This window comes from Corynebacterium sp. LK2537, from assembly GCF_040946485.1.
In the GTDB taxonomy this organism is placed as follows: Bacteria; Actinomycetota; Actinomycetes; order Mycobacteriales; family Mycobacteriaceae; genus Corynebacterium.
The window spans coordinates 92,822-105,587 of record NZ_JAYWLQ010000004.1 but is presented as its reverse complement, the minus strand read 5'-3'; the positions used below and the strand labels follow the sequence as shown (position 1 = coordinate 105,587).

Below are 12,766 nucleotides of genomic sequence, written 5' to 3'. Positions count from 1 at the left end.
TGTTAAACCTTGGCCGATCCTACTGTCCCTGCCGCGCGTAGCCGGCCTCGACGTCCTGCTTGCTGGCCTCCCACCAGTCGCGGTTGTTGGCGTACCACGCGATGGTGTCTTCCAGGCCGGCCCGCAGATCCGTGAACCGCGGGGTCCAGCCGAGTTCGGTGCGCAGCTTGGTCGCGTCCATGGCGTAGCGCTGGTCGTGCCCGGGCCGGTCCGCCACGTGGTCGAAGCCGTCGGCCCCCATGAGGTCGCAGATGATTTCCATGACCTGCAGGTTGCTGGTGTCGGGTTGGTCGGCGCCGATGTTGTAGGTCTCGCCCAGCCGGCCGCGTTCCAGGATGTCGATCACGGCCCGGTTGTGGTCGTCGACGTGGATCCAGTCGCGCACCTGCTCCCCGGTGCCGTACAGCTTCGGGCGCAGGCCGGACAGGATATTCGTGATCTGGCGGGGGATGAACTTCTCGATGTGCTGGTACGGGCCGTAATTGTTCGAGCAGTTCGACACCGTCACGGGCAGGCCGAAGGACCGCGCCCAGGCGCGCACCAGGTGATCGGATCCCGCCTTCGATGACGAGTACGGCGACGACGGCTGATACGCCGTCGATTCCGTAAAGCGCGTGTCGGCCCCAATCTCCAGATCGCCGAAGACCTCGTCGGTAGAAACGTGGTGGAAGCGGGTCCCGCGGGCGCGGGCGGCTTCAAGCAGGGTAAACGTGCCCACCAGGTTGGTCTGGATGAACGGCGACGGGTCGCGCAGGGAGTTGTCGTTGTGGGACTCGGCTGCGAAGTGGACCACGGCGTCAACGTCCCGCATGACCTGGTTAACCAGTTCTACGTCCGCGATGTCGCCCTGGACGAAGGAGCAGCGGTCCCCCTCCAGATCGGCGATGCTGGCGCGGTTCCCCGCGTAGGTCAGCTTGTCGAGGACGACCACCGAGTAGTCGGTTTCCGCTAGGGTCAGCCGGACGAAATTGGAACCGATGAAGCCGGCCCCGCCGGTCACGAGCAACGTAGACATAATGGTCACCATCCTACTTCAGCGGATCCCGCGGAGCCTGCCACCGCCATCTCCCGCTCCAAAGTTCTGCAGCCAACTCCCGCAGCCAACCCCCCGCTGGCAACTCCCGCTGCCAGCACTTACCGTTAGATCCCCGCCAAGATCCCCGGCGACCATCTCCCACCCCGAGCAGCCCAGTGGACCCAAGCTGCCCCGAACAGTCCTCAGCAGCCCCGGGCAGCTCCGAACAGCCCCGAGGAGCCTCAAGAGCCCAGGCACGCGTGAATCCCCGCCAGGACACACGGGCGTGCCCTTGGCAGGGGAGGGTGAACAGGGACAACATCTTAACTAAACAAAGGAGCCTGGCTGTGCGACTTTGGCGGGGGATCCTCGGCGCCGGGGCTAGCCCCTGCGGTTGGTGCCCCGCGGTGGCGGACCTTATGGCCGCACGATTGCTGGGCCGCGGGCGATTCGTTGAACCGCAGCGGTTGTCCCGGCCCGGCCCGGTGGCCGGTGCGCCCGGTATCGGGGGACCTGTCGGCGTGGCCCATGTTGTTGGCACCATCCCGGAAGTCGTTGTTATCCACGTGATGGCGCCGGCACCGGAGCGTGAGGTTGGAAATATCGGTATCTCCTCCCAAAGCCCAGGCGATGACGTGGTGGACGTCGCAGTCAATCCAGGCCCGGTTGCAGTCCGGGTGGGTGCACACCAGCTCGGAGGCGGCCAGGGCAATCTTTTGCCAGAGGCTCGCCGTGCGCTTATTGCGCGCTAGCTCGAGCGGGAAGCCGTGGGGGTCGAGGACGCAGAGGAAGTCGTGCTCAGCCAGCCCCATCCGGAGAAGGTCGAGCGGGCTGACCGAGATTCCCGCGGTGGTGGGGAAGCGGCTGTCGCCGGTCATGTTCTCGAGGTCGTCCATGGTGAGGGTGACCAGAAGGCCCGCCGCACCACCGGTGGACTGGTCCTTGGAGGATAGGTACCGCCGGCAGATATAGCGCAGGTGGTCCACGTTGCGTTCTTGGAAGCTGCGCTTGTCTTCCTGGTCCAGCCCGCTTTCCTTCAAAGCGGCGTTATCCGCGTTGCGGGCGTTCGCCAGGGCGCTCTTGACGAGCGCGGCGGTGGCGGGGTCCAGGTAGCCGCGGACGTGCACGCCGCCGTCGGCGTCCGGGTTGGACAGGGATAGCCGGCGCTTCTTGTAGGCTGCGTCCTTGTCCTTGGTGCCTTCCGGGGTGCGGGCGGCCAGGTTGGAGTTCTTAATCTGCTTGCGCAGCCAGTCCCGCAGCGTGTGCAGCGAGGTATCTTTTGCCTTTTCCAGGGCCTGCTCGCGCAGCTGCTTGCGGCCCGGGGTGGCGTGCTGATTGAGGTGCTTGAGCTCCGACTCAATCATCGCCAGCACCTTGGCGCTGGTGGTTTGGCCGTCCTCCAGGAGGCGCTTGCGGCGACGCTCCTCAGCTTCCTTTTCCGCCTGTGCGCGGCGCTGCGCTTCCGCGTCGGCGGCCTGCTGGCGGGCGCGCTCCTCATCGCTGACAGCCTGGGCGTCGTCGGGCAGGGGAGTCGGTTCCGGGGCGGGCGCGGCCTCCTCGAGAGGGCTGAACAGATCGCGGCCGGTCTCGAGACGCTCCCGGGCGGTGGCAAAATCCAGGCCGAGGCGTGCCATGAGGTAGTCGATGGCCTTGGATGAGCCGACCTGGCGGCCGGCGTCGTCGCGCTCGGCGAGGAAGGCGAAGGCGGCATCGATGACGGTCTTGTTGTTGAAGGCGTATTCGAAGGCCTCGAAGCCGCGGTGAAGGCGTCCAAAGGACAGGTCTTCGGGTTTCTTCATCAGGGAGCGTAACCGCTCCATGGAGCCAGAGATTTCTTTGAGCGTTGCTAGGATTTCGTCGTGCTGGTCAGTCATGGCGGTCACCCCCTAAGGAACCGTCGTATAGAACCTTTGTTCGCTTACGTGTTCTAGTATACCGACGAAAAAGCCCGTGTCAACAGCAAAAAAGAAAATATGTTCGAATTTTCTAAAGTCCCTGTTCGCCAGAGCTGGCTTAGTTTAAGCCGAAACTAAACTAGGCCGCGAACCAAGCCAACCCAGCCAACCAAGCCAACCAAGCCAACCAAGCCAACCAAGCCAACCCAGCACCAACTACTCCGGGAACCGCGGCAACTCCCGCTCGTTCAGCCATTGGTTCCAGAGGCCCTCCACGTCCGCAACAGAAACACCGGAAGCGCCCTCTTCTGCGTCTTCTACAGCCCCCGTCAGAGCCTCCCAGAAGTCCTGCGCAACCACGTTTCCGTGCTGGTTATCGGCGAGGTAGGAGCGGACGAGGGGGAAGAAGGTGGCATCGCCAAGCAGGCGCCGCAGGGAGTGGACGAACAGGGCGCCGCGCTTGTAGACGCGGTCATCGAACATGTCGCGGGTGCCGGGGTCGCCCAGCAGGAGGTCGTGGGGCTTGCGGGAGAGGACCGAGTAGTGGGAGTGGGCGGCATCGTGGGCCCTGGCCTGGCCGGTGTGCTCGCCCCAGAGCCATTCGCAGTAGCAGGCGAAACCCTCGTTGAGCCAGATGTCCTGCCAGCGGCTAAGGCCCACGGCGTTGCCGAACCACTGGTGGGAAAGCTCGTGGAAGATGAGCCGCTCGAAGGCGTGGTCGCCGCGCACGTGGTTGGAGCCAAAGATGGAAATGCCCTGCGCCTCCAGCGGGATTTCCAGCTCGTCTTCGGTCACGACCACGCGGTAGTCGGGGAAGGGGTACGGCCCGAAGGTCTCGGCCAGGAAATCGAGCATCTCCTGCTGGCGGCCGAATTCCTCGGTCACCTGTTCACGCAGGTCGGCGGGCGCGTACGCCACGGTGTTGGGGCCTAGGCGGAACTCGCTGAACTCGCCCACCTGCACCGTCGCCAGGTAGGTCGCCATAGGCTTATCGATGCGGTAGTGCCACGCCGTCCGCGACGACCCCGCCGTGGCCTTGTCGACCAGCGTGCCGTTGGCGACGATGGTGAAGGGATCGTCGGCCGTGATGGCGAGGTCGAAGGTGGCCTTCTGGCTCGGGTGATCGTCGCACGGGAACCAGCTCGGCGCCCCGTTGGGCTGGCTGGCGACCAGGGAACCGGATTCGGTTTCCTCCCAACCGATTTCACCCCAGGGGCTGGCGATGGGCCGCGGGTTGCCGCCGTAGCGGATGGCCAGCGTGATTTCTGCCCCCGATGCCACCGGCTCCGCGAACGAAATTCGCAGCTTGCCGCCCGAGGTCTTAAAGCGGGCCACCCGCGGGCCCCCGGGGCAGCTAACGCGGCGCACCGCCATCGCGGGGCCTAGGTCGAGCTGCAGGGCGTTCAGGTCTTCCTCGCCCACCTCGATGGTCAGCGTGGCCTGCGCAGACAGCAGGTTGGGCTCGACCTTGTAGTCCAGCTCCAGCTGGTAGTGGCGCACCCGAAAGCCCAGGTTGTAGTCAACCTTGGTGTACGGGTCCCGGGTGGCGTTAGAGGCAACCCCGGCACTAGAACCAGCAACAGCAGAAAGGGCGGTAGAAGAAAGCATCATGATAGATGCTAAGTCTACCGCCCTTGCAGAAAGCCCCAGGAGCCAGTCCGAGAACCGGCGTTAAGGCCCGCGCTTAGAACGCAGCGTTAGTTGTAGAAGGCCTGCCAGAAGGTGGCCCAGGACTTCTCCAGGTCCTCGCGCCAGCCGGTCCAGTTGTGGACGCCGGCGTTGCGGAAGTTGTAGGTAGCCGGGATCTTCTGGGAGTCCAGCTTGGCCTTGAGGTTGTGGGTGCAGTGGTTGACGCCGGCCTCGATGACGCCGCCCTCGACCTGGTTGATGGCGGAGCCGACGGCGGCCTCAGCCTGGCTGGCGCCCTTGGACTGCAGGTAGCTCGGCATGGCGGTCTCATCGGCTAGGCCGGAACCGGAGGAGATGTAGAGCTTGGTGCCGCGCAGCTTCTCCGAGTTCATCAGGGCGTCGTTGTAGCGGTTGTTCGCGGAGCCCTGGCGGCCCCACATCTGCTCCGGCTGGCCGCCGCCCCGGTTGACGGTCAGGCGCAGGAACTCGTATTCCATCGGGTAAGCGGTGGCGGCGCAGCCGGCGAAGGAGCCGACGGCGTCGTAGAAACCCTGGTTGTGCTGGGCCAGCAGCAGCGAGGAGGTCGCGGACATGGACATGCCGGCGATGGCGCGCTTGTTGTTGGCCTGCAGGCGGGACTCGATCGAGCCCGGCAGCTCCTTGGTCAGGAAGGTCTCCCACTTCTGCGGGCCCTGCAGGTACTTGCCGTTCGGGGTCTGCTCCCAGTCGGTGTAGTAGGAGAAGGCGCCGGCCTGCGGGATGACCACGTTGACCTTCTTGTCGGCGTAGAAGTCGACGGTCTGGGCCTTGGACAGCCAGTCCGCGTCCTGCTCGGCGCTGCCGGCACCGTTGAGCAGGTAGATGGTGGGGCGGTTGGGCTCGCCCGCCGGGATGACGGCCAGCGGAATCTGGCGGCCATTCATGGCCGGAGAGCTAGCCTGCAGCTTGAGTACCCGGTCGTCGTCCTTGTACTGCTTGTACCACTTGGAGTTCGCGACGGCGTCGGTGACCTGCAGGTTGCTAACCTCTGAGACTGGGGCGCCGCCGTTGACGTCAGCCGGGGTCAGGGTGGCAGCGGTGGCCGCCGGGACGGCGGTGGCCGTGGCAGCCAGGGCTGCGGTGGCCAGGAGGGTACTCAGTCGCTTCATGCTAGCGCTCTCTTTCTGGTTATGTTCTTAGTTCTTTAATTCTCGCCGAAGGCCCGCTCGAAGGTCGGCCAGGACTCGCTGATGTCCTTGATCCAGCCCGGCCAGGAGTGGGTACCGGTGTTGCGGAAGTTCCAGTCCGCCGGGATGGACAGGGAGTCCATCTTGGCCTTCAGGTCGTGGGTGCAGGCGTTCATGGCCGCCTCGATGACGCCGCCCTCGATGGTGAGGGTGGAGGACCCGGCCAGCGCGGTCGACAGGTCAGCGCCCTGGTTCATCAGGTGGGAGACGGTGTCTTCCTTGCCCACCAGGCCGGAGTTGGCGGACACGTAGATCTCGTGGCCGCGGAGCTTCTCAGCGTTGGCGAGGCCGTCGTAGCGGCGGTTCTCGGCGGAGCCGCGGGCGCCCCAGATCTGCTCCGGGGTGGCGCCGCCGCGGTTGACGGTCAGGCCGACGAACTGGTGCGGCAGCACCGTCGAGGTGGCGGCGCAGCCGGAGAAGGAACCGACCGCGTCGTAGAGGTCCGGGTGCTGCTGGGCGAGCACCAGCGCGGAGGTCGCGGACATGGACATGCCGGCGATGCCGCGCTTGCCGTTACCGTTGATGGTCTGCTCCAGTGCGCCCGGCAGCTCCTGGGTCAGGAAGGTCTCCCACTTCTGCGGGCCCTTCAGGTACTTGCTGTTGGGGTCCTTCTGCCAGTCGAAGTAGTAGGAGAAGGCGCCGGCCTGCGGGATGACCACGTTGATGCCCTTGTCGACGTAGAAGTCCACCATGTCCTGGGTGCCTTCCTTGGTCGGGTCGACATCCTTGCGGTAGGTCTGCTTGATCCACTCCATGTCCTGGTCCGCGCCGCCGGCGCCGTTGAGCAGGTACAGGGTCGGGCGGGCCTGGTCGAAGTTGCCGTCCGGGGTGATGACCGCCAGCGGGATTTCGCGCCCGCCCATAGCCGGCGAGGTGGCGTTGAAGGCCTTGACGTGCTCGCGGTTGAAGGAGCTGGCCTGGGCATAGGCCATCCACTGCTTACCGCTGGCCATCTTGGACGGGCTGATGACGCGCTTGCCCTCGGCGTTGGTGGACCATGCCGGGGCGGTCTCCTGCGCCAGGTCGATTTCCGTGATGACGGACTCGCCGGCCGCGGTCTCTGCTTCCTCGGCAGCGGCGTCGGACTGCGCGGACTCGGGAGCGTTTTCATCGCCCAGGATGGCGTCGTCAATTGCCGGATCCTCGGCCGGCTCTTCCAGGTCGGCAACAGCCTCCGAGTCATCAGCCTCCGGAGCAGCGGCCGGGCTATCGATGGCCGGGCTTTCGGCGGCCGGCTCGTCAGCCAGGGCCGGGGAGACGCAAAGGCCAAGGGCAAGGGCGGTGGCGGCGGTGGTGCCAACCAGCGGGCGAATAATCTTCATAAGGTTAACGCTTCCTGAGAGAGGGGCCCTTTTCGCAAAGGGTAGAGAGAGTTTCCTGACTGGTTATCGTAGGCGCAAACAAAGTTGTTAGCAGCTGTCCGTTAGCTGAAATTTTTCAGCAAATCCCAGCCTAAAACAAACAACTGTCGCTCACAGTGCGAATATAGCTTAGCAGCCGGACATGAAACAGGTGGTGTGCAAGTGAAAGGTGTGTCATAATCTAGGGGGTTTCCGGCTTCCGATGCCGGCTAGCCGCCCGGAAGTTCCCCGCCGGCGTAACGCGGGCTGGGAATTTTTCGTTAAAACAACCGCACCGCTTAACCGCGTTCGCGCTGTCTCTCCACCGTTTACAGAAGGGTTTTAAAAATGAACGCTTTCGACACCATCTTGGTCCAGATCAACGAATTCCTGGGCGGCCTCGTCCACGCTGGTTCCTCCACCTCGTCGACCATCGCTCTGGCCCTGGGGATGTTCTAAAGACAAGATCCCCGGCCGATTGGCTGGCCAGACCCCCAGTTGTCGCGCTTTGTTTGCCCCTTTGGCAGACAGCGTGGCCAAAGTTACGTATCCTGTAGGACGTGACTAATGAACATTATGACGTTGTAGTACTCGGCGCGGGCCCTGGCGGCTACGTCGCCGCCATCCGCGCAGCCCAGCTCGGCAAGAAGGTAGCCGTGGTGGAGAAGCAGTACTGGGGCGGTATCTGCCTCAATGTCGGCTGCATCCCCTCCAAGGCGCTGCTGAAGAACGCCGAGGTGGCCCACACCTTCAACCACGAGGCCAAGGACTTTGGCATCTCCGGTGAGGTCTCCTTCGATTATGGGGCAGCCCACAAGCGTTCCCGCAAGGTTTCTTCGGGCATCGTCAAGGGCGTGCACTACCTGATGAAGAAGAACAAGATCACCGAGGTCAACGGCCTGGGTTCCTTTAAGGACGCCAAGACGATTGAGATCACCGAGGGTGACGACAAGGGCAAGACCCTCACCTTCGATGACTGCATCATCGCCACCGGCTCCGTTGTTAAGTCCCTGCCGGGCGTTGAGATCGGGGGCAACATCGTCTCCTTCGAGGAGCAGATCCTCAAGGAAGACGCTCCCGAGTCCATGGTCATCGTGGGCGCCGGCGCCATCGGCATGGAGTTCGCTTACGTCCTGGCCAACTACGGCGTGGACGTGACCATCGTGGAATTCATGGACCGCGTCCTGCCGAACGAGGACAAGGACGCCTCCAAGGAGATCGCCAAGCAGTACAAGAAGCTGGGCGTGACCCTGAAGACCGGTTACAAGACCACCTCCATCAAGGACAACGGCGACGACGTGACCGTCGAGATCGAGTCCAAGGACGGCGAGAAGACCGAGACCCTGACCGTCGACCGCTGCATGGTCTCCATCGGCTTTGCCCCGCGCACCGAGGGCTACGGCCTGGAAAACACCGGTGTCGAGCTCACCGACCGCGGCGCCATCGCCATCGATGAGCGCATGCGCACCAACGTCGACGGCATCTACGCCATCGGCGACGTCACCGCCAAGCTGCAGCTGGCCCACGTGGCCGAGGCGCAGGGCGTGGTGGCCGCCGAGACCATCGCCGGCGCCGAGACCCAGGAGCTGGGCGACTACCAGATGATGCCGCGCGCGACCTTCTGCAACCCGCAGGTTGCTTCCTTCGGCTACACCGAGGAGGCCGCGAAGGAGAAGTTCCCGGACCGCGAGATCAAGGTCGCCAGCTTCCCGTTCTCCGCGAACGGCAAGGCCGCGGGCCTGAACGAGACCGCCGGCTTCGTCAAGCTGGTTGCTGACGCCGAGTTCGGCGAGCTGCTGGGCGGCCACATGGTCGGCGCCAACGTCTCGGAGCTCCTGCCGGAGCTGACCCTGGCTCAGCGCTTCGACCTGACCACTGAGGAAATCGGCCGCAACATCCACACGCACCCGACCCTGTCGGAGGCGATGAAGGAAGCTGCCGAGGGCATCGGCGGCCACATGATCAACCTCTAAGATGCTCAAGCTCTAAGGAGCCTTTCTTAGGCACCTATCCGGATTCCCTGCCCCACCCGTTGGGGGAGGGAATTTTTGCGTTTTATAGACCGAGCGGTTCGAATTTTGCTAGGCTTCACTAGACCGCTTAGTTCATGGGCGTGCCCAGGCCGGGCGCGCCGAATAACGCAAAGGACAAACGCATGAAGCTTCGCCGCATTATCGCTACCGCCACCGCCGTGGCCGTCGCCAGCACCGGGCTGGCGGCCTGCTCTAGCTCCGACGGGGAGGGCAAGGACCAGAAGATCGTCGTCGGCACCACCGATGCTGCGAAGAAGGCCTGGACCGCCTTCGAGGAGGTGGCCGAGGAGAACGGCTTCAACATCGAGGTCGAGAACTTCGAGGACTATGCCACCCCGAACGTCGCGCTGGCGCAGAGCCAGAACGACATCAACAACTTCCAGACCCTGCGCTTCCTGGCGGAGTACAACGTGGGCAACGCCGAGGATCTCGTGCCGATTGTCTCCACGGAGATCGTGCCGCTCGCGCTGTTCTGGAAGGACCACGACTCCCTGGATGGCATCGAGGGCGAGACGGTGGCCATCCCGAACGACCCGTCCAACCAGGGCCGTGCGCTCAACGTGCTGGCCGCCGCGGGCCTGGTCGAGCTGACCGTCGAGGGTAGCCTCTCGCCGACGCCGGCCGACGTCGACGAGGCCAAGTCCAAGGTCAAGGTCACCACCGTCGATGCCGCCCAGACCACCTCCGCGTGGGGCGAGGGCACCCCGGCCGTCATCAACAACTCCTTCCTGGAGCGCGCCGGCATCGACCCGACCACCGCCGTGGCCCAGGACGATCCGGCTTCCGACGAGGCCGCGCCGTACATCAACGCCTTCGTTGTGCGCGCCGAGGACAAGGACAACGAGGTCTACCGCGAGCTGGCGCAGCTGTGGCACGACCCGAAGGTCCAGGCCGCCGTCGACGAGGACTCCCAGGGTACCTCCGTCCAGGTCCAGCGCTCCTCGGAGGAGATGGACGAGGTCCTGCAGCGCGTCATGGACGAGCTCGAGGCGGAATAGCCGCACCCACCCGCTTAGTACGGCGCCACCGCCGAGCGGTGCGTGTCGATGTCCAGCGCCTCGTGGATGGGCGGGAACGCCCGTTGGGCGCAGTTGCTGCGGGGGCAGATGCGGCAGCCGGCGCCGATCGGGGTGGCGCTGGACATGTCGGATAAATCGAGGCCGGCGGCGTAGACGGTGCGGTCGGCGTGCCGGGCCTCGCAGCCGAGCCCGATGGCGAACATCTTGTTGGTGTCGCCGTAGCGGCCCTGCAGGTACTGGACGGTCCGGGCCACCCACAGGTAGTTGCGGCCGTCCGGCATCTGCGCCAGCTGCCGGGAGATGGTGCCGGGCCGGGAGAAGGTCTCGTAGATATTCCACAGCGGGCAGGTGCCGCCGGAATTGGAAAAGTGCACGCCGGTGGCGGACTGCCGCTTGGACATGTTGCCCGCGCGGTCCACGCGCACGAAGGTAAAAGGAATGCCGCGCTGGTTGTCGCGCTGCAGGGTGGACAGCCGGGAGGCGACCGTCTCGTAGCCCACGCCGAAGGACTGGCACAAAAACTCCACATCGTAGCCGGACTTTTCGGCCTCCGCGTGGATTAAGCCGTAGGGCAGCACGGTCGCGGCCGCGAAATAGCTAGCGATGCCGCGCAGCGCCAACCGGCGCGAGGCCTGGGAGGTAAACGGCTCCTCGTCGGCGGCGTCGTTGATGAGATCGCCGGCCTCCAGGAATCCCAGCTCCGTGGCCATGCGGAAGGCGCGCTGGCCCTCGGTCAGCCGGCTGGCCAGCAGCAGGGTGCCGGCCTCCCGGTCGAGCCGGTGGAGGGTGCCGTCGAGCTGGCCGACGGTCTTGATCTCCAGGTTGTGCTTGGTGCGCAGCCGGTCGGCCAGGGCCTGCTCGGTGTCGCGGATGTGGAAGGGCTCGACGCCCAACTCGCCGGCCAGGTCCTCGGCGTGGTGGTCGAGGCCGTCGAGGTAGTTCTGGCGGGCGTAGAAGAAGTCACGGACCTCGTCGTGGGGCATCGATAGCGCCTGCGCCGAGTCCGTGACGCGGCGCGAGTCCGTGGCCAGGGAGAGCTTGTCACGGACGTTGCGGTAGCGCCGGTGCATGTCCACGAGCGTGCGGGCGACGGTGGGGTGGTTGTAGACCAGCTCGGACAGCTCCTGCAGCTCCACGGGGGAGGGGCAGAGCTCCTTGTCCTGGATGACGTCCTGGATTTCGGCGAGCAGCCGGGAGTCGTCGTCGCGGGAGAAGAACGTGGCGTCCACGCCGAAGACCTCGGTGATGCGCAGCAGGACGGGCACCGTCAGGGGGCGCACGTCGTGCTCGATCTGGTTCACGTAGCTAGCAGACAGGCCCAGGGTGGACGCCAGGGAGGCCTGGCTGAGGTCTCTTTCGCGTCGCAGCTGCCGCAGCCGGGAGCCCACGTAAGTCTTCGTCATGACGGTTAGATTACCTCCCTAATGCCCCTATAACAGTGTTTTAGCAAATTTTGTGTGAAGGTTCTTAGCGGTGGTGTGAAAGTAGTGCTTAGGGGATAAAAGGTACGAACGTCCGGTTTTGAAAAACGCCCGATCCGGGGGCGATACCTGCGAAAGTATGACACCAATTGGGGTAAGTCATTCACCATTAACGCGCCGGGTGACCAACCTCACAAATGTCAAAATAATTACACAACACACGTGTTTTCTAATTGCGAGTTGCCAAGGTGGCGCCCCGTTTCCTAAAACGCAGATTTGGACACCCTTACCTAAAGCTGGGTAATTTCGGCCAAGGCAAAATTTGCCTCCGGTCCTTTAGGCCAGCTCATAACTAGGAGAAAGGCCCATATCCTGCGTAAAGTCTAGGTTGACTATGGAGGTGTCATGACTTTGAAGAAACCTGACCGTGAGGCAATCGCTCACGGTCGTATCAGTGAAGAACCGATCCGCCAGACCCCCGGCGTCCCGTCGTGGGCTCTCAAGCTCATCATGGCGGTCAGCGGTCTCTTGTTCGCTTTGTTCGTCGTCGGCCACATGGCCGGCAACCTGAAGCTGTACATGCCCGCCCATGGCGGGGAGGAAGCCCTGGACGTCTACGGCGAGTTCCTGCGCTCCCTGGGTGAGCCGCTGCTGCCGCACGGCACGGCCCTGTGGATCATCCGCATCGTGCTCCTGGTTGCCCTGGTCGGCCACATCTACGGTGCTATCGCGCTGCACTCGCGCTCCAAGGCTTCGCGCGGCAGCTTCCGCCGCTCCAACCTGATGGGCGGCCTGGACTCTTTCGCTACCAAGTCCATGCTGGTCACCGGCATCGTGCTGCTGCTGTTCCTCATCTTCCACCTGCTGGACCTGACCATGGGCGTGGCCCCGGCCGCTCCGGACGCCTTCGTCCACGGCGCCGTCAAGGCCAACATGATTGCTACCTTCAGCCGCTGGCCCGTGACCATCTTCTACGTGCTGGCCATGTGCTGCCTGTTCCTGCACCTGACCCACGGCATCAAGCTGGCTGCGTCTGACCTGGGTATCACCGGATACAAGTGGCGTCAGACCTTCCTGGTGCTGGCCTACCTGATTCCGGCCATCGTCTGCATTGGCAACATCGTTATGCCCCTGTCCGTCGCCTTTGGCTTCGTCAGTTAGTAACTAGGACTGATAGGAATATTTGAA

At 64.2% G+C, this 12,766-nt stretch carries 9 protein-coding genes; 3 read left to right on the top strand and 6 right to left on the bottom strand.

The window, feature by feature from the left end; genetic code table 11:
- Positions 1-19: 19 nt before the first annotated feature.
- The 5 genes from rfbB to VVS03_RS06595 form a co-directional block, all read right to left on the bottom strand.
- The gene (gene rfbB, locus VVS03_RS06615; protein WP_368520594.1) at positions 20-1,018 is read right to left on the bottom strand and encodes a dTDP-glucose 4,6-dehydratase; all 999 of its coding nucleotides are present in this window, start codon (positions 1,016-1,018) and stop codon (positions 20-22) included.
- A gap of 320 nt (positions 1,019-1,338) precedes the next feature.
- The gene (locus tag VVS03_RS06610; protein ID WP_368534639.1) at positions 1,339-2,889 is read right to left on the bottom strand and encodes a DUF222 domain-containing protein; all 1,551 of its coding nucleotides are present in this window, start codon (positions 2,887-2,889) and stop codon (positions 1,339-1,341) included.
- 237 nt (positions 2,890-3,126) lie between these two features.
- Complete coding sequence (locus tag VVS03_RS06605) at positions 3,127-4,521, bottom strand: M1 family metallopeptidase (protein WP_368521555.1); 1,395 nt, start codon at positions 4,519-4,521, stop codon at positions 3,127-3,129.
- Positions 4,522-4,607: 86 nt separating this feature from the next.
- On the bottom strand, positions 4,608-5,687 hold the full coding sequence (locus tag VVS03_RS06600; RefSeq protein WP_368534414.1) for an alpha/beta hydrolase: 1,080 nt from the start codon (positions 5,685-5,687) through the stop codon (positions 4,608-4,610).
- 35 nt (positions 5,688-5,722) lie between these two features.
- Complete coding sequence (locus VVS03_RS06595) at positions 5,723-7,087, bottom strand: alpha/beta hydrolase (protein WP_368534415.1); 1,365 nt, start codon at positions 7,085-7,087, stop codon at positions 5,723-5,725.
- Between the two features lie 578 nt (positions 7,088-7,665).
- Between VVS03_RS06595 and lpdA the strand changes: the two genes are divergently transcribed.
- On the top strand, positions 7,666-9,078 hold the full coding sequence (gene lpdA / locus VVS03_RS06590) for a dihydrolipoyl dehydrogenase (protein WP_368520445.1): 1,413 nt from the start codon (positions 7,666-7,668) through the stop codon (positions 9,076-9,078).
- A 182-nt stretch (positions 9,079-9,260) separates the two neighbouring features.
- Positions 9,261-10,136 carry a MetQ/NlpA family ABC transporter substrate-binding protein gene (locus VVS03_RS06585; protein ID WP_368521557.1) on the top strand — a complete coding sequence of 292 codons (876 nt, stop codon included), beginning with the start codon at positions 9,261-9,263 and terminating at the stop codon, positions 10,134-10,136.
- Positions 10,137-10,150: 14 nt separating this feature from the next.
- On the opposite strand, the gene ramB is transcribed toward VVS03_RS06585, so the two are convergent.
- Positions 10,151-11,560, bottom strand: coding sequence for an acetate metabolism transcriptional regulator RamB (gene ramB / locus VVS03_RS06580; RefSeq protein ID WP_368534416.1), 1,410 nt, complete (start codon positions 11,558-11,560; stop codon positions 10,151-10,153).
- 423 nt (positions 11,561-11,983) lie between these two features.
- On the opposite strand from ramB, the gene VVS03_RS06575 reads away from it, so the two are divergent.
- Positions 11,984-12,739: a succinate dehydrogenase cytochrome b subunit gene (locus VVS03_RS06575; RefSeq protein WP_290224413.1), complete on the top strand. Its 756-nt coding sequence runs from the start codon at positions 11,984-11,986 to the stop codon at positions 12,737-12,739.
- The last annotated feature ends 27 nt before the right edge of the window (positions 12,740-12,766 follow it).

What these genes read in the sequence shown, in the direction of transcription:
- VVS03_RS06610 (WP_368534639.1), bottom strand. Translation starts at nt 2,889, where the DNA reads ATGACTGACCAGCACGACGAAATCCTAGCAACGCTCAAAGAAATCTCT.
- VVS03_RS06605 (WP_368521555.1), bottom strand. Translation starts at nt 4,521, where the DNA reads ATGATGCTTTCTTCTACCGCCCTTTCTGCTGTTGCTGGTTCTAGTGCC.
- VVS03_RS06600 (WP_368534414.1), bottom strand. Translation starts at nt 5,687, where the DNA reads ATGAAGCGACTGAGTACCCTCCTGGCCACCGCAGCCCTGGCTGCCACG.
- VVS03_RS06595 (WP_368534415.1), bottom strand. Translation starts at nt 7,087, where the DNA reads ATGAAGATTATTCGCCCGCTGGTTGGCACCACCGCCGCCACCGCCCTT.
- VVS03_RS06585 (WP_368521557.1), top strand. Translation starts at nt 9,261, where the DNA reads ATGAAGCTTCGCCGCATTATCGCTACCGCCACCGCCGTGGCCGTCGCC.
- ramB (WP_368534416.1), bottom strand. Translation starts at nt 11,560, where the DNA reads ATGACGAAGACTTACGTGGGCTCCCGGCTGCGGCAGCTGCGACGCGAA.
- VVS03_RS06575 (WP_290224413.1), top strand. Translation starts at nt 11,984, where the DNA reads ATGACTTTGAAGAAACCTGACCGTGAGGCAATCGCTCACGGTCGTATC.